The sequence below is a fragment of the Rhodococcus sp. PvP016 genome (assembly GCF_017832185.1).
Taxonomy (GTDB): Bacteria; Actinomycetota; Actinomycetes; order Mycobacteriales; family Mycobacteriaceae; genus Rhodococcoides.
The window spans coordinates 452,996-473,542 of record NZ_JAFIBH010000001.1 but is presented as its reverse complement, the minus strand read 5'-3'; the positions used below and the strand labels follow the sequence as shown (position 1 = coordinate 473,542).

Below are 20,547 nucleotides of genomic sequence, written 5' to 3'. Positions count from 1 at the left end.
ACAGGAACCGGGTGAGCCCCACGGCCGCCAGGAGAAGATGATGCTGTCGGATGCGCCCGTCACCGATGTGACAGACAACCCGCACCAGAACCGGTTCGAGCTCCGGCTCAACGGTGACCTCGTCGGGATCGTCGGGTACTTCCCCGTCGACTCCATCGGACGCGGTGCGCGTCGTCAGCCCGTCGTCAGTTTCATGCACGCCGTCATCACCGAGGACTTCGGGCATCGCGGCCTCGCCGCCATCATGGTCCGCAACTCCCTCGATGCTGCTCGCGGCTACGGGTGGAAGGTGAAGCCGGTCTGCACCTACGTGCAGCGCTTCGTCGCCGAGAACCCCGAGTATCGCGACATGGTGACCGCCGACTGATCTCGACACCGTGACGACTTCGTCGCGATTGCGCATCAACAGTCCCAGGAACACCATCCGTCACAACATCGGTGGTGAACTGTTGTCATGGACACCAGTCTCGTGTCGGACGATCCGAGCAACTCGCGCTTCGTCCTGACCGTCGGCGATGCGCTCGTCGGCATCCTCGCGTACGAGGTCGCACCCGACAGCGACACGGTCGTGCTCCAGCACACCGTCGTCAAGGAGGAGTTCGGCGACCACGGGTGGGCAGCGGTCCTCGTGCGCGGCGCCCTCGACATCCTGCGCATCGGTGACCTGTCGATCTGGCCGCAGTGCTCCTACGTGCGCCGATTCATCGGTGCGAACATCGAGTACCTCGTCATGGTGGCCGATCAGGCCCCGGCCGGCTCGGTCACCGCGGCGTCCCCGCCCAGCTCCACGACGACCGGCGCGTGGTCGCTGGCGCCCTTCCCCTTGCGCTCCTGACGATCGATCGACGCGTCGGTGACCTGCGCCGCGAGTGCGGGTGAGGCCAGCACGAAGTCGATGCGGAGCCCTTCGCGGCGCGGGAAGCGCAGCTGCGTGTAGTCCCAGTAGGTGTAGACACCGGGCCCGGGGGTGAACGGTCGCACCACGTCCGCGAACCCTTCGTCGACGATGGCTCGGAACGCGTCGCGCTCCGGTCCCGAGGTGTGCGTGCGGCCCTCGAACAGCGCCGGGTCCCAGACATCGTCGTCGGTGGGGGCGACGTTCCAGTCACCGACCAACGCGATGCGTGCCTGCGGATCGGCGGCGAGCCACGACCGGGCGTCGTCGCGCAGCGTCGCGAGCCAGTCGAGCTTGTAGCGGTAGTGCGGGTCCTCGAGGGACCGTCCGTTGGGGACGTACAGGCTCCAGACGCGCACGCCCCCGCAGGTCGCGCCGATGGCCCGAGCCTCGTCGGCGGGCGGGACCTCCGGGTCCTTGCTGAACCCCGGCTGGTTCTCGAACCCGATCTGCACGTCGTCGAGCCCGACGCGTGACGCGATGGCGACACCGTTCCACTGACTCGTGCCCACGTGCGCGACCTGGTACCCGATGTCGGTGAAGCGCTGGTAGGGGAACTGCTCGTCCTTGCACTTCGTCTCCTGGATCGCGAGAACGTCGACGTCGGAGCGCCCCAGCCAGTCGACGATGCGGTCGACTCGCGAGCGGACGGAGTTCACGTTCCAGGTAGCCAGGCGCACGGTGAGCGACCCTAGCCCGGGGCGGTGACACCCTCCGGGCTCGCGTAGCGGTAGCGATGATGCTCGGTGAAGCCGAGGCGCTCGTACAGCGATCGCGCCTCGTCGTTGTCCACCTCGACCTGGACGTAGGCGTGCGTCGCACCCCGGGCGTCTCCCCACCGCATCGCCTCGGCACACACCGCGGCCGCGTGACCGCGCCGACGCTCCTCGGGCCGAGTGGCCACCGCGGTGATGCCGACCCAGCGTCGCCCGGTCGGCGATGCGGTGGCGGCAGCGCGGGCGACCGCGGCGTCGCCTCGTCGGAGGAATGTCACGACGCCGTCGCGGACCGCGGTGAGCAGATCGGGGCGATCCCGGTAACGAGGATGGTGCGCCAGCCATCGGTCGTCGGGCACGGCGATGCGCTCGGTGTGCGTGTCCGGCCCGGTCGACGACGGGATCGGCAGCGTCAGCACCAGCGCCTCGGCCGACAGGTTCCATCCCGCCGGGGGCCGGAGTAGTCGGTCCGGTAACGACAGCGAGGGCTGCAGGTCCCGGTCGTGATACCAGGCGGCGACGGCCGGTAGGTCGATCACCGACGCGTCAGGACGCAGGGGACTCGCGGAATTGCCCCGCCGGGTCACGCCGGCGCCGGCGCGGAGCAGCCATCCACCGATCCACTCCTGCTCGAGGCCCGGCCACGCATCGGCCGCCGCGCTCTCGAGCCCGCGGATCTCCGAATTGCGGACGGGCCGAGGGGCCAACGCCTTGAGTGCGACGATCCGCTCGGTCGGCACGGTCACCGGGTCACCGGACTCCGGCTGCACGGTCACCGCGGTGCCGGACGCCGTGAGGACGCCGATCACGTCGGTGAACGGTGGGGTCGACCCGTCCGGCAGGCGGTATCGCACCACCACCCGCGAACCCGGAACCGGGGCGTCCGGAGTCACTCGTCGTCGTCGTGGCCGAACGGATCCGCGACGGTGCCGGGGATCCAGCTCAGCCCGGGTACGCCCCACCCGTTCTTCTTGATGGCCTTCTTCGCCGCCCGCGCGTTGCGGCCGACCAGGACGTCGACGTAGAGGAACCCGTCGAGGTGGCCCACCTCGTGCTGCAGCATGCGCGCGAAGAAGCCGTGCCCCTCGATGTCGACGGGCTCGCCCTTCGCGTCGGTTCCGGTGACCCGCGCCCACTCGGCCCGACCCGTCGGGTGCTGCTCGCCGGGAACCGAGAGGCACCCCTCGTCGTCGTCGTCCGGATCGGGCATCGTCTCCGGGATCTCCGACGTCTCGAGAACCGGGTTGATCACCTCGCCGCGGCGGCGCGTCACCGTGCCGTCCTCGCTGTGGTCGGGGCAGTCGTAGATGAACAGTCGGAGCGGTTCACCCACCTGGTTGGCGGCCAGTCCGACACCCTTGGCGGCCTCGAGCGTGTCGTACATGTCCGCGATCAACGTCTCGAGTTCCGCGGGCGACGCCGTGACCTGCTGGGTGGGGGTGTGCAGCACCGGGTCACCGACGATACGGATGGGGAGAATTGCCATGGTCCAGAAGGATACTGCCCGCCCGGTGGACAAATTCTGGTCCGGTCGGCCGGTCCGAGACGCGCCGCGGTGTCGCCGCATCGCGAAGCCCCGTCCGTGGTTAGATTGGCGGCGAACGACACGGATGTGATTCACCGCCGTGCGCGGACCTCTTCGGGTCCGGGGGACGCGCGAGAACACGGTCACGACCGGGTTCACACGGCACAGCCCGAGGTCGACGGCAGAGCTCGCGAGACGCGATGCCGAGGGCGGCACAGACGACAGGAGTGAGATGGACAGCGCTGCAGCGCGAAGTCACGGGCGAGCCGACGGGGCCGACGAGCCGAGTGACGGACTCTCCCGCCGGGAACACGACATTCTCTCGTTCGAGCGCCAATGGTGGAAGTACGCCGGCGCGAAGGAAGAAGCGATCAAGGAACTGTTCGACATGTCGGCGACCCGCTACTACCAGGTGCTCAACGCTCTGGTGGACAAGCCGGAGGCGCTGGCCGCGGACCCGATGCTCGTGAAGCGCCTGCGCCGTCTGCGCGCGAGCCGGCAGAAGGCACGCGCTGCGCGCCGACTCGGCTTCGAGATCTGACGGGGGTCGTCCCGCGCCGCCCCGGGCAATCCGGTTCGGCCGAGTCGCTAGGCTCGCAGCGTGACTGATCAGACCCCCGCGAGCACTCCGAGCCCGGACTCGTCCGGCCCACCCTTGCGAGCGCTGGCCATGGTTCTGCTGTCGCTGGCCGTCGTCTTCGCAGGTCTCGGCTTCTTCTCGCTCACCGGCTCGGGCGAGGACACGCCCACCTCGACCGCAGCGGCCGTGACCACCACCGCCGCTGCGGCAGCACCCGCCGCGCCGCAGTCCGACGCGAGCGCTGGGTCCGCCGCCACGACGACGACCAGCGCGCCGTCCTCCACCACCGCCGCGGCACAGTCGCTGCGCGTGCTCAACAACAGCAATGTCAGCGGACTGGCCGCCGAGGTGGCGCAGACGCTCGAGTCGGCCGGTTTCACGGTCGGCGAGACCGGCAACTACAGCAGCGGCACCATCGCGGCCTCCACGGTCTACTACGACCCGTCGGTGCCCGGTCAGCAGGCCGAGGCCGAACGCATCGCGACCACACTGGGCTTCGGTGTCGAACCTCGTTTCGAGGGCATCGAGTCCTCCACGCCCGGCATCATCGTCATCGTCACCGGGTGACTAGAGTTCAGGTCAGCACGTCCCCACACATCTAGGAGACCCCCACCATGGCCAGCTGGAAGCGCAGCCGAGTCGCACCTCGTCACCTCGTCGTGGCGCCTCTCGCCGCAGTAGCCCTGTTCGGCATGGTGGCCTGCAGCAACGGCGAGGAAGCCAGCGACGTCGCCGGCACGACTCCGCCCGTCTTCACCAGCTCCGCGGCACCCGCGGGTTCCGAGCACGGCGAGGAGTCCCACAGCGCGGGTGGCGAGGGTTCCGAGGGCGAGGGCTCGGCGACCGAGGCCGCGATGACCGGTGACCTGCGCAGCCCCGAGGGCGAGACCATGGGCACGGTCTCCTTCGCCGAGGTCGACGGACACCTCGAGGTCACCGTCGAGGCAGAGGGTCTGACCCCGGGCTTCCACGGCCTGCACATGCATCAGAATCCGGTGTGCGAGCCCGATTCGGTCGCTCCCACCGGCGGCGAACCCGGCGCGTTCCTGTCCGCCGGCGGACACCTCCAGGTGAACGGCAACACCGGCCACCCGGCCAGCGGCGACCTGACCTCGCTGCAGGTGCGCGAGGACGGCACCGCCGACCTCACGACGACGACCGACTCGGTCACGCTCGACGACCTGCGCGGCGGCGTCGCTGTCATCGTCCACTCGGGCGCCGACAACTTCGCCAACATCCCGACGCGCTACACGCTGCCCGACGGCCAGCCCGTGCCCGACGCGACGACGCTCAGCACGGGCGACGCCGGCAGCCGCGTCGCCTGCGCGGTCGTCGAGTCCGAGTAGACGGGCACGTCCCCCTGAAGAACGAGTCGAGATCGACCACGGTGCCGTTCGCCGGGTCGGAGCGTCCGACCATCGGCGTCGAGTGGGAGATCGCGCTCGTCGACCGCGTCTCACGGGATCTGTCGAACACCGCGTCCGAGGTGATGGACGGTGTCGTCGAACTGGCGGGTGCGCACACGCCGCGCGTGACGAAGGAACTCCTGCGCAACACGGTCGAGTTGGTGACCGACATCTGCGACACCGTCGGCGAGGCGATCGACGATCTGAGCGAGTCGCTGGATCTGGTGCGCCGCGCCGCGGATCCGTTGGGAGTCGATCTGTTCTGCGCCGGGACACACCCCTTCGCCGAGTGGTCGTCGCAACAGCTCACCGCCGCACCGCATTACGACGAGCTGATCGAGCGCACGCAGTGGTGGGGTCGGCAGATGCTGATCTGGGGTGTCCACGTCCACGTCGGACTCCGCTCGGCCGACCGAGTCTTCCCCATCCTCAACTCGATTCTGCTGCAGTACCCGCACCTGCTCGCGCTGTCCGCGTCGTCCCCGATGTGGGCCGGGTCGGACACCGGCTACGCCAGCAACCGCGCGCTCATGTTCCAGCAACTCCCCACCGCGGGACTGCCGTTCCAGTTCGAGACCTGGTCGCAGTTCGAGGGTTTCGTGCACGACCAGATGAAGACCGGCGTCATATCGCAGCTCGGCGGCATGCACTGGGACATCCGTCCCGTGCCGCGGCTCGGCACCATCGAGATCAGGGTGTGCGACGGGGTGTCCACCAAGCGTGAGCTCGGTGCCCTGGTCGCCCTGATCCACTGTCTCGTGGTGCATCTCGACGAACGGCTCGATGCCGGCGAGCCGTTGCTCACGATCCCGCCGTGGCACGTGCAGGAGAACAAGTGGCGCGCCGCGCGGTACGGGCTGGACGCCGAGATCGTGCTCGACGCCGACAGCAACGAGCGCCTCATGACCGACGATCTGAACGATCTGCTCGAGAAGCTCACCCCGATCGCCGTGCGGCTGGGGTGCGCGGACGAACTGGGCCACGTCGCGGACATCCCGCGTCGGGGTGCGTCCTACCAGCGGCAGCGTGCCGTGGCGGAGACGTCGGGGGGCGACCTCATCGCCGTCGTCGACTCGCTGATCTCCGAACTGCTCTGATCTCCGAACTTCGCCGAGATCCGAACGTCGCTGCTCAGGCCCGGTCGTTGCGTTCGTCGTCGCGGAGATCGTCGACCATGAAGAGGTCGTCCCTGCTGCTGTGCTCACGGTAGGCGACCTGCCCCACGGTGTGCGCGATGATCGGCGCCGTGAGCACCGTGAAGACGCCGACGAGGAAGATCATCCAGATGTCGACGTTGCCGCGCAGGCTGATGAACGCGCCGATGAGAATCAGAATCAACCCCACCACCTGAGGTTTGGTGGCGGCGTGCATGCGGGACAGTGTGTCCGGGAAGCGGACGACCCCGATGGCCGCGGTGAGCGCGAGGATCGATCCCAGGATGATCATCGTGCCGCTGATGATGTCGGCGACGAGCTTCATCGCTTCTCCTGCCGTCTGTCGCGTGATTCGGTGTCGTGCGGGGGATGAGGTGTGCGTGCTGCGGCAGCGGCGGCGGCCTTCCTCTTCTCCGGGGTGTCGGAGACGCGGAATCTCGCCACACTGACCGATCCCACGAAGCCGACGACGGAGAGCGCGACGATGGACGGAACCAACGTGGTGTCCCGGCTGTAGACGGACCACACCATGACACCGCACACCGTCAGCGCGATGATGGTGTCCACCGCGACGAGTCGGTCCAGGGAGTCGGGCCCGGCGAGTAAGCGGTAGGCCGTGATGACGGCGGCCGCGAGGAGCAGGACGCCCGAGATGGTGAGAACGACGGTCACGGGCGGTCCTTCTTCCGGGAGTCACCGGTCGTCCGGGAGTAATCCGTGGAGATGTCGTCGATCGTGTCCGCCACGGAGTCGACGTCACTGTCGTCCGTCGGCGCGACGATGCTCGCGGGATGCCACTCGAGGTCACGCTCGAATGCCGCGATGAAGGCCGACTCGTAGGTGCGGACGATGGTGCGGAACTGGTCCACGGCATCGGGTTTGCCGACATCGAGGACGTGAATGTAGAGGACTCGATCCTCGCGGTCGATGTCCAGCACCATCGTGCCCGGAACCATGTTCAACGCGTCGACCATGAAGGTGAGTACCAGATCCGACTTGATCTCGACGGGATACCGCAACACCGCGTTCACCGGTGGTGGACCGGGACGGATCGCCGCCCACGCGACCTGAACACTGGACTGAGCGGCGTAGTAGACCAGGACGACCACCAGTCGGACCACCGACAGCGGGTGCACCCGGCCCTCGACCGGAACCCTCGGCAGTGCCAGGACAGTCATCACGAAGAGTCCGACCACGATCCCGCCGAGAACGTTCGCCGGGGAGAGGTTGCCCCACAACAACACCCACACCCCGGTGAGCCACGCCAGCAACGCAGCCTTGAGGGCTATGTCACGACCCATGATGGTCATCGTCCCCCCTCCTCCGACGCGTCGCGTCCGTCCGCGTAGGTGACGGGGTCCTCCACCGTGCCCAGAACAGCGGTGATGTACACGTTCCGATCGCGGAGGTCCTCCGCGGCCCGATCGCTGATGCCGATGAACGGGCCGGCGAAGACGGTCAGGGACAGGCCGACAGCGACCAGGCCGATCGTCGGGACGAGCATTCCCACCGGCATCCGGCCCGGGTCGACGCGCGAGTCGAAATCCACGTCGCTGGCGTTGTCCAGTAGCGCGGTCGGAGAGTCGTCGGACACGCCACCTTCCGGCGCGTCGGCGCGCGCCCGCCAGAACGCCTTGGTCCACACACGGGCCACGACGTAGAGGGTGAGGAGGCTGGTGACCGTGCCACCGGCGACGAGTATCCAGGCGAGAGAGCTCGCCTTGTCCGCGCCGGCTTGCAGTAGTGCGACCTTGCCGATGAAACCGGAGAACGGCGGAATGCCACCGAGATTGAGAGCGGGGACGAGAAACAGGACCGCCAACAACGGGCTCGCTGCGGCCAGACCGCCGAGGCGACGCAGGGATGACGAACCAGCCTGACGCTCGATGAGGCCGACGACGAGGAACAGCGTCGTCTGCACCAGAATGTGGTGCGCCACGTAGTACACGGAGCCGGACAACCCCGCCTTGGTGGACAGCGCGACACCGAAGATCATGTAGCCGATGTGCGAGACCAGCGTGAACGAGAGCAGACGCTTGATCTCGCTCTGCGCGATCGCGCCGAAGATGCCGATCACCATGGTGAGCAATCCGGCGACGAGCAGCACGTTGTCCATCGCGCCGTCCGGGAACAGCAGCGTGTGGGTGCGCATGATGGCGTAGACGCCCACCTTGGTGAGCAGGCCGGCGAAGACCGCGGTGACCGGGGCGGGAGCTGTCGGGTAGGAGTCTGGGAGCCAGGCCGACAGCGGGAAGACCGCGGCCTTGATACCGAACGCCACCAACAGGATCGAGAAGATCGCGAGCCGCGTGCCCTGCGGGATGTCGTCGAAGCGCAGCGCGAGCTGGGCGAAGTTCAGGGTGCCCGTGGCCGCGTACGTGGCGGCGATGCCCGCCAGGAAGATCATCGACGAGACGACGGAGACCATGACGTATGAGACGCCCGCGCGCACGCGTTCGGCGCTGGCGCCGAGCGTCAGCAACACGAACGACGCGACGAGCAGGACCTCGAATCCGACGTACAGGTTGAACAGATCGCCCGCCAGGAACGCATTGCTGACGCCCGCGGTGAGGGCGAGGTAGGTGGGCAGGAAGATCGAGACGGGCTGATTCGCGTCGCCGTCCCGGATGCCCTGGCCCACGGCGTAGACGATGACCGCCAGCAGCACGATGGACGACACGACGAGCATCAGCGCGGACAGTCGATCGACCACCAGCGTGATGCCCATCGGGGCCTCCCACCCACCGACCTGGAGAGCCGTGGTGCCGTCGCGGTCGGCCAGATAGAGGAGCACGCAGGACACGGCGGTGACCGCGACGAGCGCCGCGATGGTGACCGCTCGCTGCGCGCGCGGCTTGCGGCCCAGCACGAGGCACAGCGCCGCGGCGAGAAGTGGGATCACGACGGGGAGGGGTGTGAGGGTCCCGATGATCGTCGGTGACAGCGTCATCGGGAGTCACCCGCCGGCGAGGAGACGTCGTCACGGTCGCGGAACTTGCCCTCGTGGAGATCCTCGTAGCACTCGAGGTCTTCGCGGTTGGCGATCTGGTCGAGAGGAATCGGGTTTCCGTCCTTGTCGAAGGCGTCTCCGGCCTCGCCGGGCTCGCCGGTGATCGGGTCGTCGGACTTGTCGCGGTCGGGAGCGTCCGCGAGGCTGCGACGCGTGAGGACCTTGGTGTCCTCGGGGTCGTTCTCGACGACGTCCGCGACGTTGATCGTGTACGACCGGTAGGCCAGGGCCAGCACGAAGGCGGCGATGCCCATCGTGATGACGATGGCCGTGAGGATCAACGCCTGCGCCAGTGGATCGGCGTCGCCCTCGGCCACCTCGGACACACGTCCCACCACCGGCGGATTTCCCGGACCGCCGCCGGCGGTGAGGATGAGGAGGTTGACGCCGTTGCCGACCAGCAGCAGGCCCAGGAGCATGCGGATGATGCTGCGCTCGATCAACAGGTAGACGCCGGTGGCGATGAGTCCGGCGATGATGACGAGCATTCCGATGTTGGCGGTCACTGGCGACTCAATTCGATCTGGGCGTCGAGACGCGCGCCGAGGCTGCGGAGGACGTCGAGGACGAGGCCGACGACGATGAGGTAGACACCGAGGTCGAAGAACAGAGCCGTGACCATCTTGATGTCACCGAGAACAGGCAACGTCACTTCGAAGGTGGCCGACGAGAGAATGGGCGCTCCCAGGAAGAGGGATGCCACGGCTGTTCCGCCGGCGAACAGGAGACCGATGCCGAGAATCTTTCCGGCATCGAACGGGAGGGTCTCACCCAGTTCGTAGCGACCACCGGCGAGGTACCGCAGCACCAGTGCGAGACCCGCGGTCAGTCCGCCGGCGAACCCGCCGCCGGGGGCGTTGTGGCCGGCGAAGAAGAAGTAGATGGACAGCATCATCACCGTCGGGAACACCAATCGGGTGGTGATCTCCAAGACCAGGACGCGGTGCTTGGGGTCGATCAGATCGCTGCCGCTGAGCCACGTGATCTCGGACGCGACCTGCTGGCTGTCCATCGCCGACGGGGCGTCGGACACGCGCGGTGCGCTGCCGAAGCGCCGGTTACGGAAGACCAGACTCGCGACCCCGGTCGCGGCGACGAGCAGGACGGAGATCTCGCCGAAGGTGTCCCAGGCGCGGATGTCGACGAGGATCACGTTGACGACGTTGCTGCCGTCGCCGTAGTCGTACGCCAGGTCCGGGAGCAGTTCGGCGATGGGCCTGGTCGAGCGCGCATTCATCGCGTAGGCACCGATCAGCGTGACCGTGACGCCGACGAACACGGCCAGGGCGGCGCGCGCCGGCTTGCGGCCGAACGAGCGACCCTCGTCGATCTCGGCCGGCAGTTTGCGGAGCACGAGGACGAACACGACGAGTGTGAGTGTCTCGACGAGGAACTGGGTCAGCGCGAGGTCCGGCGCACCGTGCACCGCGAAGATCAGACCGCAGCCGTAGCCGGTGACACCGACGAGCAGCACCGCCGCGAGTCGGTTACGCATGATCGTGGCGCCGATGGCCGCTGCGACCATGATGCCGCCCACGATGATCTGGTACGGCGAGTCCGCGAGGCGGATGTCGACGCCGTCGCGGGTGTAGACGATCAGCGAGACGAGAGGGAACAGAGCCAGTGTCGCGAGAACTGTCGCCAGAGTGCCGGGGAGGGAGCCGCGCTGCGTGGTTCCGGTGAGGCGCAGCGACAGTAGATCCATCAGGTAGAGGACGCGGTCGTACACCCGATCGGCGTTCAGCGGCACGGCCGGGACGGTCCGCGCGATGGCCTTGTGCACCCGGTAGAGCAGAACGCCGACCAGGATGACGACGACGGTCAGACCCAGCGGGAGGTTGACGCCGTGCCACAGTGCGAGGTGGTAGTCCTCCGCACCGTAGGAGGGCAGGGTCTTGCTGTACGGCGCGATCAGGGTGTCCACGACGGGCGCGGCCAGACCCGCCACCAGCCCGAGGGCGGCGAGGAGCACGGGCGGGAAGAGGAAGAACCACCCCGGTGCGTGCATCGAGGCGACAGCCGCGCTGGGCTGCCGCAGCTTCTTGCGGCCGAAGGCGCCCCACACGAAGCGCAGGCTGTAGGCGACGGTGAGGATCGAGCCGACGACCATCGCAGCCAGTACCAGAGCAGACGAGAGTGGACCCATCGCGTCCGAGTCGAGCGTCGACTCGAACGCGGTCTCCTTGCCGAGGAATCCGAGGAACGGCGGGAGGCCCGCCATGCTCGCCGCCGCGATCACGGCCGTCGCGGCGAGAACGGGTGACCGGTCCCCGAGGTGCGCGAGCTTGCGCACGTCGCGGGTGCCGGTCGAGTGGTCGATGATGCCCACCACCATGAACAGCGCGGCCTTGAAGAAGCCGTGGGCGAGGACCATCGCGAGGCCCGCGAGCATCGCGGTCCGCGAACCGATGCCGACGATGGCGACGAGGAAGCCGAGCTGGCTCACCGTGCCGAAGGCGAGCACGAGCTTGAGGTCGTACGCCCGCAGTGCGCGGTAGCCGCCGACGAGCATCGACGCCAGACCGAGCGTGAGGATGGTGAAGCGCCAGGGCCCCGCATCGGCGAAGCCCGGTGCGAGCCGCGCCACCAGGTAGATGCCGGCCTTGACCATCGCCGCGGCGTGCAGGTACCCGCTGACGGGTGTCGGCGCGGCCATGGCGCCGGGCAACCAGAAGTGCAGGGGCACGATGGCCGACTTGCTCAGCGCGCCGACCAGGACGAGGACCAGGGCGGTGCCCGCCAGCCAGCCGCGCGGAGCCGCCTCGATGACGTCGGAGAGGTTGTAGCTGCCCACCGTCTGGCCCAGCACGATGATGCCGACCAGCATCGCGAGACCGCCGGCCGTGGTGACCAGCAACGCCTGCGTCGCGGCACGTCGACTCGAGGCGCGCTCGGCGTAGTGCCCGACCAACAGGAACGACAGCACCGTCGTCAGTTCCCAGAAGATGTAGAGCATCAGCATGTTGTCGCTGGTGACCAGCGCGAACATGACACCGGCGAACGCGACGAGCTCCGCGGCGAAGATGCCCAGACGGGGCTCGTCGTCCTCGAAGTAGCGAGCGCAGTACAGCAGGATCAGTGCGCCGATGCCGAGCACCAGCGTGGACATGACCGCGGCCAGTGAATCGAAGCGCAGGTCGATGTTCATGGAGAGTCCGGGAACCCACTCGATGGACAGTCGCTGCTCGGTGTTCCAGTTCGCAGCGACCCAGCCGAGCGAGGCGGCGGGTACGGCGGCGAGCGGAAGAAAAGCCTGTCGTCCCCACAGACGCACGAGAAGCGGCGCGATCAGCGCGGCCACCGTGTGGGCAACGAGAATGGAAAGCAAGAGGCACTCCGTCGTGGACGTCGGGGCGGCGGGGTGTCGGACGCACGAGACGTCGTCCACTCCATACTACCGGTGCGGGTCGACGCGCTCGCCGTCAGAGATACCCACCCCCCGTACGGGTATGGTCTCCGGGCGATGACCGAACCGCTGCGCACCGCCGCCCTTGCCCTCGTCCGTGACGGTCGGATGCTGCAGGCGCGATCGGTCGGCAAGCGTGCGTTCTACATGGTCGGTGGCAAGATCGATCCCGGTGAGACACCGCTCGAGGCGTTGCACCGCGAGGTGCGGGAGGAACTGGGCGTCGACGTCGTCGAGTCGTCGGTCCACCTGCTGTGTGTCGTCGAGTGCCCGGCGTTCGGCGATCCACTCGGCCGTGATCTGCACATGACGTGCTTCTCCGCCGGCCTCACCGGCGAGCCGCGAGCGACCAGCGAGATCGCCGATCTGCGGTGGTTCACCGTCGCCGAGTACGCCGCCATGCCGGACGTCGCGCCGGGATCGATGCGCGTGTTCCGGCACCTCCAGGCGCAGGGGCTGGTGATCTAGGGATCGCGCCGTGCCTCACCGTCCACAACTCGGGCGGATCGACGGGATCCCGTCGATCCGGTGGAGTTGTGGACGCTCACGCACGGGGTGCAGGGGGCTCGGCGTCCGGCTCGGGGGCATCTGTGCGCCGGGACAGCCACACGATGCGCAGCGTGCAGAGCGCGGCGACCCCGAGCAGGAGGTAGGCGGAGGTCGAGCTCACCTCGTTGAGCGGCACTCCACCAGGTACCAGATCGATTCCGGTCGCCGGCCCCACGTCGATTCCCGAGTCGGCCAGGAGTTGATCCAGCGCATCGACATCGAGGTCCGCCTTCGGCACCGGCGCCGCCGCAGCGACGAGGATCGCGAGCCCGGGCAGCGCCGCCGCCAACGGCCGTACCGACGCGTGCGGATTCGCGGTGACGGAGGTCAGGGCGATCGGAATCAGCGCGGCCACCACCCCGAGCACGGCAGCGGACACCTCGTCGACGCTCACGAGGGCGGCGACCATCGGCAGCGCGGTGAGGGCCAGGGCGGCGAGCCAGGACGTGATGCGTCCGACGGGGAGCCGCCAGGCCAGGACGGCGCCGAGGACGAGTCCGCCCACGCCCACCACGGTGAGCAGCCAGGAGTCGAGCAGGGTGCGGGCGCCCACGTTCCACATCGCGACGGCAGAGGCGGTGACGAGGACCGCGACCAGCACCGTTCGAGCATCGGCGGCCTCCCACCGTGCGGCGACGCGGTCCACGACGACGAGTGCCACGATCACCACGACGACGGCTTTCCACACTGCGTACTCGCCGGTGCCGACGATCTCGACGCCCACCCGGCAGACGACGGCGACGATCACCGCGTAGACGGTGAGCCGCACCAGTTCGCGAGCGGTCGGATCCTCGTCGGGATCGGCGGCCGGTCGATGCAGAACGGCGGCGACGATGCACGCCGCGAAGGCGGAACCGATCAACCACCAGGCCGGTTCGCCGAACACGCTGGTGCTGTCGAGACGCGTCGCCACGAACGCGGCGGACGCGGCGGTCGTTCCGACGGAGGCGAGCAGCGTTCCGCCGAGCACGCCGGTCGCGAGGGCCACCCATCCGGCGGCGGATCGTCGGGTGGCGTGCAGGACGAGGCCGACCAGGACGCCGGCCGCGCACGACTTGAGGATGTGCAGTGCGGTGAAGACGGCCAGGCTCGCCGCTTCGGGAATCGCCACCTTGGTGAAGGCGAGCACCACGACCAGCAGAGCCGCGCACACCCAGGGGGCGATGCGCGTCGGCATCCGCAGCCCGACGGCCAGCGCGACGGTGACCACCACCAGCACCTGCCCGACCACGGTGGCGGTGGACTGGGTGGACGACCACCCGATGAGATCGTCGACGGTGGCCGCGAACGGCCAGGTGTCGCTGCGGGGGCCGGACCACGCGAGAGCGCCGAGAGCTCCGACGAGCGCGGCTGCGAGGAGTGCGGCGGCGAAGGCGATGTGGTGTCTCACCCGCGGCGCCGTCGGATCAGTTCGGCGCCGACGGCGCACAGAGCGAGGCAGGTCACCGTCACCAGTGTCCCTGCCGTGGGCTCGGTGAGGGTGACGGACCCCGACTGCAGGGTGAGTGGCGTGTACGCCGTCCAGCCGAAGTCCGCCGAGATCGGGGACGAGGGCATGGTCGTCAGAGCGAGGGGCACGAGCAGGCCTGCGCCGACGACGGCGGGGGGTGCCGGCACGTCGACGGACGCGGCGCCGGCCCCGACGACGGCGCCGGTCGCGAGCGCCGCCGCGATGACGGCCACCCCGGTGAAGGACGTCCCGAGATGGATCGCCGTCACCACGGCCGCGCAGCACAGGATGGCCAGCGGGGGACCCACCGCGGGTCGTGCACGGGCGCCTGCTGCCGCGCCCACGGCGCAGGCGAGCGCGACACCGACGACGAGGACAAGGGGGAGGGCCGTGGTGCCGGCCGTCGTGAGGACGACGACGGAGGCGGGCCGCGTCGACAACCACAGCACGGTGCCCGCGACGACGAGGATGCCGCCGCTCGGCAGTGCCAGAGCGACACCGACGAGAATCACGGTGACGACGATCGTCGACACCGACCACGTGGCCGTCGTGGTCACCGCGCCCAGCCCGGCGGCTCCGGCGGCGGCCGTCAGGTTCGTGACCAGCACCGGAACAAGTCCGACGAGGGCGATGATCACCGCCGTCAGGGCGGTGCGAGCCGAGGGACTCAGAGTCGAGGAACTTCGGGACGAGTGTTGCGTCCGCGACCGCAGAGCGATCGCGAGAACCGTCACCACCATCGCGGCGACGAGTGCGATCGTGCGGGACGTCGTCGTGTCGGTGTCGACGTAGGAGGCGTATCGCCGCGGTATCGCGACGACGGTGATGCTCAGGACCAGAGAGACGGTCGACGCGACTCCGAACGCAGCGACCCACAGGCGTCGGACCGAGGCGAGGACGGCGAGCGCGCCGAGGACGACGCCACTGCCGAGCGCCCCCAGCAGTGACAGGACGGCCGAGGATCCGAGAGTGCCCACGACCAACGCTGCGCCGCCGACGGCAGCGAGGACCGCGGGTGCAGCTCTGCTCGATCTCCCCGTGAGCAGCGCGGCCACGGCGACGGCGGCCACCACTGCTGCTGGGCCGTTGCCGGTGTCGGCGACGAGATCGGGCGACGTCACGGCGTGCACCGCGGCGCCCGCACCGACGACGAGGGCGATCGGCGTCGACACGGCGTCGAGACGTCCACCGGATGCGCTCACGCGGCGAACCTATCGGTCTTCATCCCGTTTCGGGAATCGACAGCGGCCCCCCTCGGTTGCCCCGAGCATGACTCTCGCAACGAAGGCCACGACCCTCCTCGAACTGCACGTCCCCGGAAACCCGGTGATCCTACCGACCGTGTGGGACGCCTGGTCCGCGAACCTCGCGGTGAGCGCGGGTTTCACTGCCCTGACCGTCGGCTCGCATCCCGTGTCCGACTCGATCGGCAAGCCGGACAACGAGGGCATCACGTTCGACGAGCTGCTCACTCGCATCCGCCAGATCACCGCCGCGGTCGACGTGCCGATCTCCGTCGACATCGAGTCGGGCTACGGCGAGGACCCGAAGCGTCTCATCGAGGGCCTGATCGACGCGGGCGCCGTCGGCCTGAACATCGAGGACACCGTGCACAGCGAGGGTGGCCGTCTGCGTGAGGCGCAGGAGCACGCCGACTTCGTGGGTGCACTGCGCGCAGCCTCGGATGCCACCGACGTCCACGTGGTGATCAATGCCCGTACCGACCTCTTCGTCAAGCAGATCGGTGACGAGAACGATCGCGTGGATCGCGCCATCGCCCGCCTGAAGCTGGCTGCCGCTGCCGGTGCCGACGTGCTCTACCCGGTCGGCTTCCACTCGGGCGACGACCAGAAGCGACTCACCGCGGAGCTCCCGCTGCCGGTCAACGCCATCGGCCACCCGGTGAACAACTCGAAGTCCGCGCTCGCACAGCTGGGTGTCGGCCGTGTCAGCTTCGGCCCGATCTTCCAGATGGTGCTCGCCGAGCGTGCGAACGAGGTGCTCGCCGACTGGGCGTGAGCTAGGTCCTCGTGCTGTAGGCCTCGAGAGCGGCCACCTGGACGGGATCGAGTGACGGCCGGACGGCGTCGCGCGCAGTCGCGACGTCGTTCGCTGTCACCACGGCGGTGTCGACGTCGCGGCGCATCGCGGCGAGAGCCGCCTCGCGCAGTAGTGCCGCACAGTCCGCGGCGGAGTACCCGTCGAGATCCTCGGCCAGAGAGTCGAGATCGACGTCGTCCGCGAGCGGCACCGACGCTCCGGCCGTCGCGAGGATCGCGCGACGCGCCTCGGCGTCGGGCGGCGGTACGAACACCAACTTCTCCAGTCGTCCCGGCCTCAGCAGTGCCGGGTCGATGAGCTCGGGCCGGTTGGTCGCACCCAGGATCACGACGTCCTGCAGCGGCTCGACACCGTCCATCTCGGTGAGCAACGCGGCCACGACGCGATCGCCGACGCCGGAATCGCTGCTCTGCCCGCGGCGCGGCGCCAGGGCGTCGACCTCGTCGAGGAAGATGAGCGACGGTGCCGAGTCCCGTGCGCGCCGGAACAGTTCGCGAACGGCCTTCTCCGACGAGCCGACCCACTTGTCCATCAGCTCCGCGCCCTTGACGGCGTGCACGCTGAGTTGCCCCGAGCTGGCGAGGGCCCGGACGACGAACGTCTTTCCGCACCCCGGCGGGCCGTAGAGCAACACGCCCCGCGGCGGCTCGACACCGAGCCGCGCGAAGGAATCGGGATGGCGCAGCGGCCACAACACCGCTTCCGTCAAGGCCCGCTTCGTCTCCACCATGTCGCCGACGTCGTCGAGGGTCAGGCTGCCGACCGCGAGTTCCTCGGTGCCCGACCGGGAGAGCGGCCGGATCACCGACAGCGCCGCGACGAGATCGTCCTGCGTGAGTACGGGTTCGGTCGAGTCCCGGTGGGCACGCACCGCGGCCCGGACGGCTGCCTCCCGGCAGAGGGCTGCGAGGTCCGCGACGACGAATCCGGGTGTACGCAGGGCGATCTCGGCAGGGGCGATCTTTCGGGTCGGAACATCACGCAGCAATGCCTCGAGCAACGCGGCGCGCTCGACCGACCCCGGAAGCGGGAGTGTGAGCTCACGATCGCACAGATCCGGCGCACGCAGACGCGGATCGGCCGCGTCCGGCCGCGACGTCGTGCAGATCAGGACGGTTCCTGGTGTCTGCACCACCTGTCGCAGGCGATCGAGGACGAGAGTCGACACCGGATCCGCCGCGGAGCCCCGCCCGTCGGCGGACAGGGGGAGCAGCGCATCCACGTTGCCGACGAGAAGCACTGCACCGGTGGGACTGTCGGTCAGTCGATCGGCCGCGGCGACCACCGCGGCCAACCGGTCCTCGGGGGCGAGCGACCCGACCGACGGACCGTCGATCTCCACCAGCCTGCGACCGGCGGCGACGGCGCGGACGAAGGTGGACTTGCCCACGCCGCCCGGCCCGGTGACCAGGACACCGAGCTGGGCCGACGCGCCGAGAGTGCGGAGCAGCTCGGGCCGATCGAGCGAGAGTTCGAGCCACTCCGTCAGTTTCGCCGCCTGATCGCGTACGCCGACCAGGTCGTCCACCGGAATCGCGGGCTGGGGCGGAGCTTCGACGGGTTCGGGTGTCGCGCGGTCGTTCGACTGGCCGCGGGCGGCGGCGCCGCGCGTCACGGCCGTCGTGGGCTGGATGCTGACGATGCCGGCCGGGTCGGTCGACGTGACAGTGAGCAGTTCGGTGGTCCACGCGACACCGACCGTGCGCGAGAGCGTCTGCGAGACCGACGCGGTGGAGGTGCCCGGCCCCAGGTCGCGGGGCAGGAGCGACACGGCGTCACCCGCGACGACCACCTTCCCCAGCAGCGCGCGGCGCAGCGTCGTGTCGTCGAGCGCTGTGGTGGTCGCGGATCCGTGCACCAGGACGGTGCGTGCCGCCTGCACCGAGACGGGCGCGACGACCACCGACGCGTTCTCCGTCAGCCCCGCGTTCGACATCGTCACGTCGTCGAGCAGCACGGTCCCCGTGGGCGTTCCGGACGGTGCCTTTGCCACCACGGTGGCGGTACGCCTCGCGCCGATCAACTCGACGGCGTCCCACTCGCGCAGTCCCAACGCGGTGAGCACCTCCGCGTGCACGCGGACGACGCCGCGGCGGGCATCGGCGGCGGAGGTGGTGAGGCGAACGGTCAGGGCGAGATCGGGGGTGCTCACTCCTCGAGCCTATCGAGCCGGTCGGCCCGGGCTCTCGCTCCAGCGGGTGCGGCCGGCCCGTTTATGCTGCGCGCATGACCCGTGCCGCCCTCGTCTTCCACGAACGTGACCACGCCCTCGGCGTCCGGAACGTCGGCTCGATCGGCCCGGCTCTCCGGACAAGCGGGTTCGAGACGACGACCTTCTCGTTCGAGGGTGACAGCCGTGATGCGGACCGGCCCGCTGCCTCGTCGTTCGACCTGATCGTGCTGATGGGCTCACCCGATGCCGCCTACGATGATGCGCTCCCGTGGCTGGCGGAGGAGATCGCCTGGCTCGGTGATGCTGTCGCGCAGCGCGTTCCGGTCCTCGGTGTGTGTTTCGGTGGTCAGCTGCTCGCGCGGGTGCTCGGCGGGACCGTCACCCGTGCGGCCGAGTCGGAGCACGGATTCGTGACCGTGCGGACGGAGTGCGACGAGCTGATTCCGCAGGGCCCCTGGATGCAGTTCCACGACGACACGTTCACACTCCCCCCGGGCGCCGAGCCGCTCGCGACCACGGCAGCCGCACTGCAGGCCTTCGTCTCGGGACCGCACATCGGCCTGCAGTTCCACCCCGAGATCACGGTCGACGTGTTCGAGTCGTGGATCGAGGGGTGGGACGCACGGGGAGTACGGGCGGAGGTGGAGTCGAGCGTGGACGTCCCCGCGATCCGCGCCGAGGTCGCGCGACGGGAGCAGACCTCCATCGAGGCCTGCTCCCGATTGATCGACGCGGTCCTCGCTCGTGCGGGAGTGTCCCGCTAGATCTCGTCGCGCGGCGGGACGTCGGCTGCTCGGGCGCTCGGCGACCGGAGTCGGAGCCGAGCCGAACTCGCCGTGGCGCGGGTGGGACGACGCCGCCGGGCGATACCGGTGCGTGCCGGGCGGTCCTTGCGCATCGCTCGTCGTACGGCCCGTCGCTCGGCGGGCTTGGCCTCCCATGTCTCGGGACGTGCGGCCACCCAACGCTGCGACCGCACCGCGAACGGGATGTGGAGCAGGTACAGCACGATCAGAACCATGAGCAGCACGAACGGGAACGTGATCAGTGCCGCGCCCGCCAGGCCGACGAGGATCAACAGCAACGTCGCCATCCTCGGCGGAACCGAGACGGTCTTGAACGCCATCGTCGGGATACGGCTGACGATGAGCAGGGCGGACAGCACCACCCAGGTGGCGACGACGTAGTACGAGGACCACCAGCCGTTGCCCCACTGCTCTTCCGCGGCGAGCGGCAGGAGTGTGACCAGGGCTCCCGCCGGAGCGGGGACACCCACGAAGTACTCGCCGGCGAACGCGGGCCGGGAGTCGTCGTCGAGAAGCGTGTTGAACCGGGCGAGGCGCAGCACGATGCTCACCGCGTAGATCAGGGCGATGACCCACCCGCCGCTGCTGCCTTCGAGCAGCGTCACGTACAGCACCAGGGCCGGCGCGACGCCGAAGGAGATGGCGTCGGCGAGCGAATCGAGCTCGGCGCCCATCCGGCTGGTCGCGTCGAGCATGCGTGCGATGCGACCGTCGAGGGCATCGAAGACTGCGGCTGCGCCGATCATGGCCAGCGACAACCCGAGTCGACCGTCGAGCGCGAACTTCACCGCCGACAGTCCTGCGCACATCGCCAGC

The 20,547-nt window shown here is 69.2% G+C and carries 21 protein-coding genes and 1 pseudogene; 9 read left to right on the top strand and 13 right to left on the bottom strand.

Going from position 1 to position 20,547, the window contains the following annotated elements:
• Positions 1 to 40: 40 nt before the first annotated feature.
• On the top strand, positions 41 to 367 hold the full coding sequence (locus JOE30_RS02120; protein WP_027506238.1) for a GNAT family N-acetyltransferase: 327 nt from the start codon (positions 41 to 43) through the stop codon (positions 365 to 367).
• A gap of 87 nt (positions 368 to 454) precedes the next feature.
• On the top strand, positions 455 to 835 hold the full coding sequence (locus JOE30_RS02115) for a GNAT family N-acetyltransferase (RefSeq protein WP_204869193.1): 381 nt from the start codon (positions 455 to 457) through the stop codon (positions 833 to 835).
• On the opposite strand, the gene JOE30_RS02110 is transcribed toward JOE30_RS02115, so the two are convergent.
• The 3 genes from JOE30_RS02110 to JOE30_RS02100 are packed head-to-tail and all read right to left on the bottom strand — an operon-like array spanning position 742 to position 3,097.
• A complete protein-coding gene (locus tag JOE30_RS02110; RefSeq protein ID WP_204869192.1) occupies positions 742 to 1,575 on the bottom strand; it encodes an exodeoxyribonuclease III in 834 nt (277 codons plus the stop codon). The genes JOE30_RS02115 and JOE30_RS02110 overlap by 94 nt on opposite strands.
• Before the next feature lie 11 nt (positions 1,576 to 1,586).
• Positions 1,587 to 2,504, bottom strand: coding sequence for a GNAT family N-acetyltransferase (locus JOE30_RS02105; protein ID WP_204869191.1), 918 nt, complete (start codon positions 2,502 to 2,504; stop codon positions 1,587 to 1,589).
• The gene (locus tag JOE30_RS02100; RefSeq protein WP_027506240.1) at positions 2,501 to 3,097 is read right to left on the bottom strand and encodes a peptide deformylase; all 597 of its coding nucleotides are present in this window, start codon (positions 3,095 to 3,097) and stop codon (positions 2,501 to 2,503) included. The genes JOE30_RS02105 and JOE30_RS02100 overlap by 4 nt, the downstream gene beginning before the upstream one ends.
• A gap of 271 nt (positions 3,098 to 3,368) precedes the next feature.
• Here JOE30_RS02100 and JOE30_RS02095 point away from each other — a divergent pair, with 271 nt between their 5' ends.
• The 4 genes from JOE30_RS02095 to JOE30_RS02080 all read left to right on the top strand — a co-directional run bounded on the left by JOE30_RS02095 (position 3,369) and on the right by JOE30_RS02080 (position 6,219).
• On the top strand, positions 3,369 to 3,677 hold the full coding sequence (locus JOE30_RS02095; RefSeq protein WP_027506241.1) for a DUF3263 domain-containing protein: 309 nt from the start codon (positions 3,369 to 3,371) through the stop codon (positions 3,675 to 3,677).
• A 129-nt stretch (positions 3,678 to 3,806) separates the two neighbouring features.
• Positions 3,807 to 4,283: a LytR C-terminal domain-containing protein gene (locus tag JOE30_RS02090; RefSeq protein WP_204870691.1), complete on the top strand. Its 477-nt coding sequence runs from the start codon at positions 3,807 to 3,809 to the stop codon at positions 4,281 to 4,283.
• Positions 4,284 to 4,330: 47 nt separating this feature from the next.
• Positions 4,331 to 5,062: a superoxide dismutase family protein gene (locus JOE30_RS02085; RefSeq protein WP_204869190.1), complete on the top strand. Its 732-nt coding sequence runs from the start codon at positions 4,331 to 4,333 to the stop codon at positions 5,060 to 5,062.
• Positions 5,063 to 5,103: 41 nt separating this feature from the next.
• The gene (locus JOE30_RS02080) at positions 5,104 to 6,219 is read left to right on the top strand and encodes a glutamate--cysteine ligase (protein WP_204869189.1); all 1,116 of its coding nucleotides are present in this window, start codon (positions 5,104 to 5,106) and stop codon (positions 6,217 to 6,219) included.
• Positions 6,220 to 6,253: 34 nt separating this feature from the next.
• On the opposite strand, the gene mnhG is transcribed toward JOE30_RS02080, so the two are convergent.
• The 6 genes and pseudogenes from mnhG to JOE30_RS02050 form a co-directional block, all read right to left on the bottom strand.
• Positions 6,254 to 6,601 carry a monovalent cation/H(+) antiporter subunit G gene (gene mnhG / locus JOE30_RS02075; protein WP_204869188.1) on the bottom strand — a complete coding sequence of 116 codons (348 nt, stop codon included), beginning with the start codon at positions 6,599 to 6,601 and terminating at the stop codon, positions 6,254 to 6,256.
• A gap of 95 nt (positions 6,602 to 6,696) precedes the next feature.
• Positions 6,697 to 6,948, bottom strand: a pseudogene (locus tag JOE30_RS02070) (monovalent cation/H+ antiporter complex subunit F); the annotation flags it as partial.
• The gene (locus JOE30_RS02065) at positions 6,945 to 7,586 is read right to left on the bottom strand and encodes a Na+/H+ antiporter subunit E (protein ID WP_239532461.1); all 642 of its coding nucleotides are present in this window, start codon (positions 7,584 to 7,586) and stop codon (positions 6,945 to 6,947) included. The gene JOE30_RS02065 and the pseudogene JOE30_RS02070, both read right to left, overlap by 4 nt.
• Positions 7,583 to 9,226, bottom strand: a complete 1,644-nt coding sequence (locus JOE30_RS02060) for a Na+/H+ antiporter subunit D (protein WP_204869186.1) — start codon at positions 9,224 to 9,226, stop codon at positions 7,583 to 7,585. Before JOE30_RS02060 ends, JOE30_RS02065 begins: the two co-directional genes overlap by 4 nt.
• Positions 9,223 to 9,792 carry a Na(+)/H(+) antiporter subunit C gene (locus JOE30_RS02055; protein ID WP_204869185.1) on the bottom strand — a complete coding sequence of 190 codons (570 nt, stop codon included), beginning with the start codon at positions 9,790 to 9,792 and terminating at the stop codon, positions 9,223 to 9,225. The genes JOE30_RS02060 and JOE30_RS02055 overlap by 4 nt, the downstream gene beginning before the upstream one ends.
• Entirely contained in the window at positions 9,789 to 12,614 is a 2,826-nt protein-coding gene (locus JOE30_RS02050) for a Na+/H+ antiporter subunit A (protein WP_204869184.1), read from the bottom strand. The genes JOE30_RS02055 and JOE30_RS02050 overlap by 4 nt, the downstream gene beginning before the upstream one ends.
• Before the next feature lie 135 nt (positions 12,615 to 12,749).
• Here JOE30_RS02050 and JOE30_RS02045 point away from each other — a divergent pair, with 135 nt between their 5' ends.
• Positions 12,750 to 13,160, top strand: a complete 411-nt coding sequence (locus JOE30_RS02045) for an NUDIX domain-containing protein (RefSeq protein ID WP_204869183.1) — start codon at positions 12,750 to 12,752, stop codon at positions 13,158 to 13,160.
• A 76-nt stretch (positions 13,161 to 13,236) separates the two neighbouring features.
• Here the strand turns inward: JOE30_RS02045 and JOE30_RS02040 are convergent, their stop codons facing one another.
• Together JOE30_RS02040 and JOE30_RS02035 are read right to left on the bottom strand one after the other, a co-directional pair.
• The gene (locus tag JOE30_RS02040; RefSeq protein ID WP_204869182.1) at positions 13,237 to 14,631 is read right to left on the bottom strand and encodes a hypothetical protein; all 1,395 of its coding nucleotides are present in this window, start codon (positions 14,629 to 14,631) and stop codon (positions 13,237 to 13,239) included.
• A complete protein-coding gene (locus JOE30_RS02035; protein WP_204869181.1) occupies positions 14,628 to 15,893 on the bottom strand; it encodes a hypothetical protein in 1,266 nt (421 codons plus the stop codon). The genes JOE30_RS02040 and JOE30_RS02035 overlap by 4 nt, the downstream gene beginning before the upstream one ends.
• Positions 15,894 to 15,960: 67 nt before the next feature.
• Here JOE30_RS02035 and JOE30_RS02030 point away from each other — a divergent pair, with 67 nt between their 5' ends.
• Positions 15,961 to 16,710 carry an isocitrate lyase/phosphoenolpyruvate mutase family protein gene (locus JOE30_RS02030; protein WP_204869180.1) on the top strand — a complete coding sequence of 250 codons (750 nt, stop codon included), beginning with the start codon at positions 15,961 to 15,963 and terminating at the stop codon, positions 16,708 to 16,710.
• Position 16,711: 1 nt separating this feature from the next.
• On the opposite strand, the gene JOE30_RS02025 is transcribed toward JOE30_RS02030, so the two are convergent.
• Positions 16,712 to 18,904 (bottom strand): AAA family ATPase, encoded by a 2,193-nt coding sequence (locus JOE30_RS02025; RefSeq protein WP_204869179.1) that lies wholly within the window; start codon positions 18,902 to 18,904, stop codon positions 16,712 to 16,714.
• Between the two features lie 74 nt (positions 18,905 to 18,978).
• On the opposite strand from JOE30_RS02025, the gene JOE30_RS02020 reads away from it, so the two are divergent.
• A complete protein-coding gene (locus JOE30_RS02020; protein ID WP_204869178.1) occupies positions 18,979 to 19,689 on the top strand; it encodes a type 1 glutamine amidotransferase in 711 nt (236 codons plus the stop codon).
• On the opposite strand, the gene JOE30_RS02015 is transcribed toward JOE30_RS02020, so the two are convergent.
• Positions 19,686 to 20,540: a phosphatidylcholine/phosphatidylserine synthase gene (locus tag JOE30_RS02015; RefSeq protein WP_239533254.1), complete on the bottom strand. Its 855-nt coding sequence runs from the start codon at positions 20,538 to 20,540 to the stop codon at positions 19,686 to 19,688. The genes JOE30_RS02020 and JOE30_RS02015 overlap by 4 nt on opposite strands.
• Positions 20,541 to 20,547 lie beyond the last annotated feature (7 nt).

Excerpts from the sequence above, each read along its gene's own strand:
- JOE30_RS02065 (WP_239532461.1), bottom strand. The coding sequence starts at position 7,586 with ATGACCATCATGGGTCGTGACATAGCCCTCAAGGCTGCGTTGCTGGCG.
- JOE30_RS02060 (WP_204869186.1), bottom strand. The coding sequence starts at position 9,226 with ATGACGCTGTCACCGACGATCATCGGGACCCTCACACCCCTCCCCGTC.
- JOE30_RS02020 (WP_204869178.1), top strand. The coding sequence starts at position 18,979 with ATGACCCGTGCCGCCCTCGTCTTCCACGAACGTGACCACGCCCTCGGC.
- JOE30_RS02090 (WP_204870691.1), top strand. The coding sequence starts at position 3,807 with ATGGTTCTGCTGTCGCTGGCCGTCGTCTTCGCAGGTCTCGGCTTCTTC.
- JOE30_RS02030 (WP_204869180.1), top strand. The coding sequence starts at position 15,961 with ATGACTCTCGCAACGAAGGCCACGACCCTCCTCGAACTGCACGTCCCC.
- JOE30_RS02085 (WP_204869190.1), top strand. The coding sequence starts at position 4,331 with ATGGCCAGCTGGAAGCGCAGCCGAGTCGCACCTCGTCACCTCGTCGTG.
- JOE30_RS02045 (WP_204869183.1), top strand. The coding sequence starts at position 12,750 with ATGACCGAACCGCTGCGCACCGCCGCCCTTGCCCTCGTCCGTGACGGT.
- JOE30_RS02100 (WP_027506240.1), bottom strand. The coding sequence starts at position 3,097 with ATGGCAATTCTCCCCATCCGTATCGTCGGTGACCCGGTGCTGCACACC.
- JOE30_RS02120 (WP_027506238.1), top strand. The coding sequence starts at position 41 with ATGCTGTCGGATGCGCCCGTCACCGATGTGACAGACAACCCGCACCAG.
- mnhG (WP_204869188.1), bottom strand. The coding sequence starts at position 6,601 with ATGAAGCTCGTCGCCGACATCATCAGCGGCACGATGATCATCCTGGGA.
- JOE30_RS02095 (WP_027506241.1), top strand. The coding sequence starts at position 3,369 with ATGGACAGCGCTGCAGCGCGAAGTCACGGGCGAGCCGACGGGGCCGAC.
- JOE30_RS02015 (WP_239533254.1), bottom strand. The coding sequence starts at position 20,540 with ATGTGCGCAGGACTGTCGGCGGTGAAGTTCGCGCTCGACGGTCGACTC.
- JOE30_RS02115 (WP_204869193.1), top strand. The coding sequence starts at position 455 with ATGGACACCAGTCTCGTGTCGGACGATCCGAGCAACTCGCGCTTCGTC.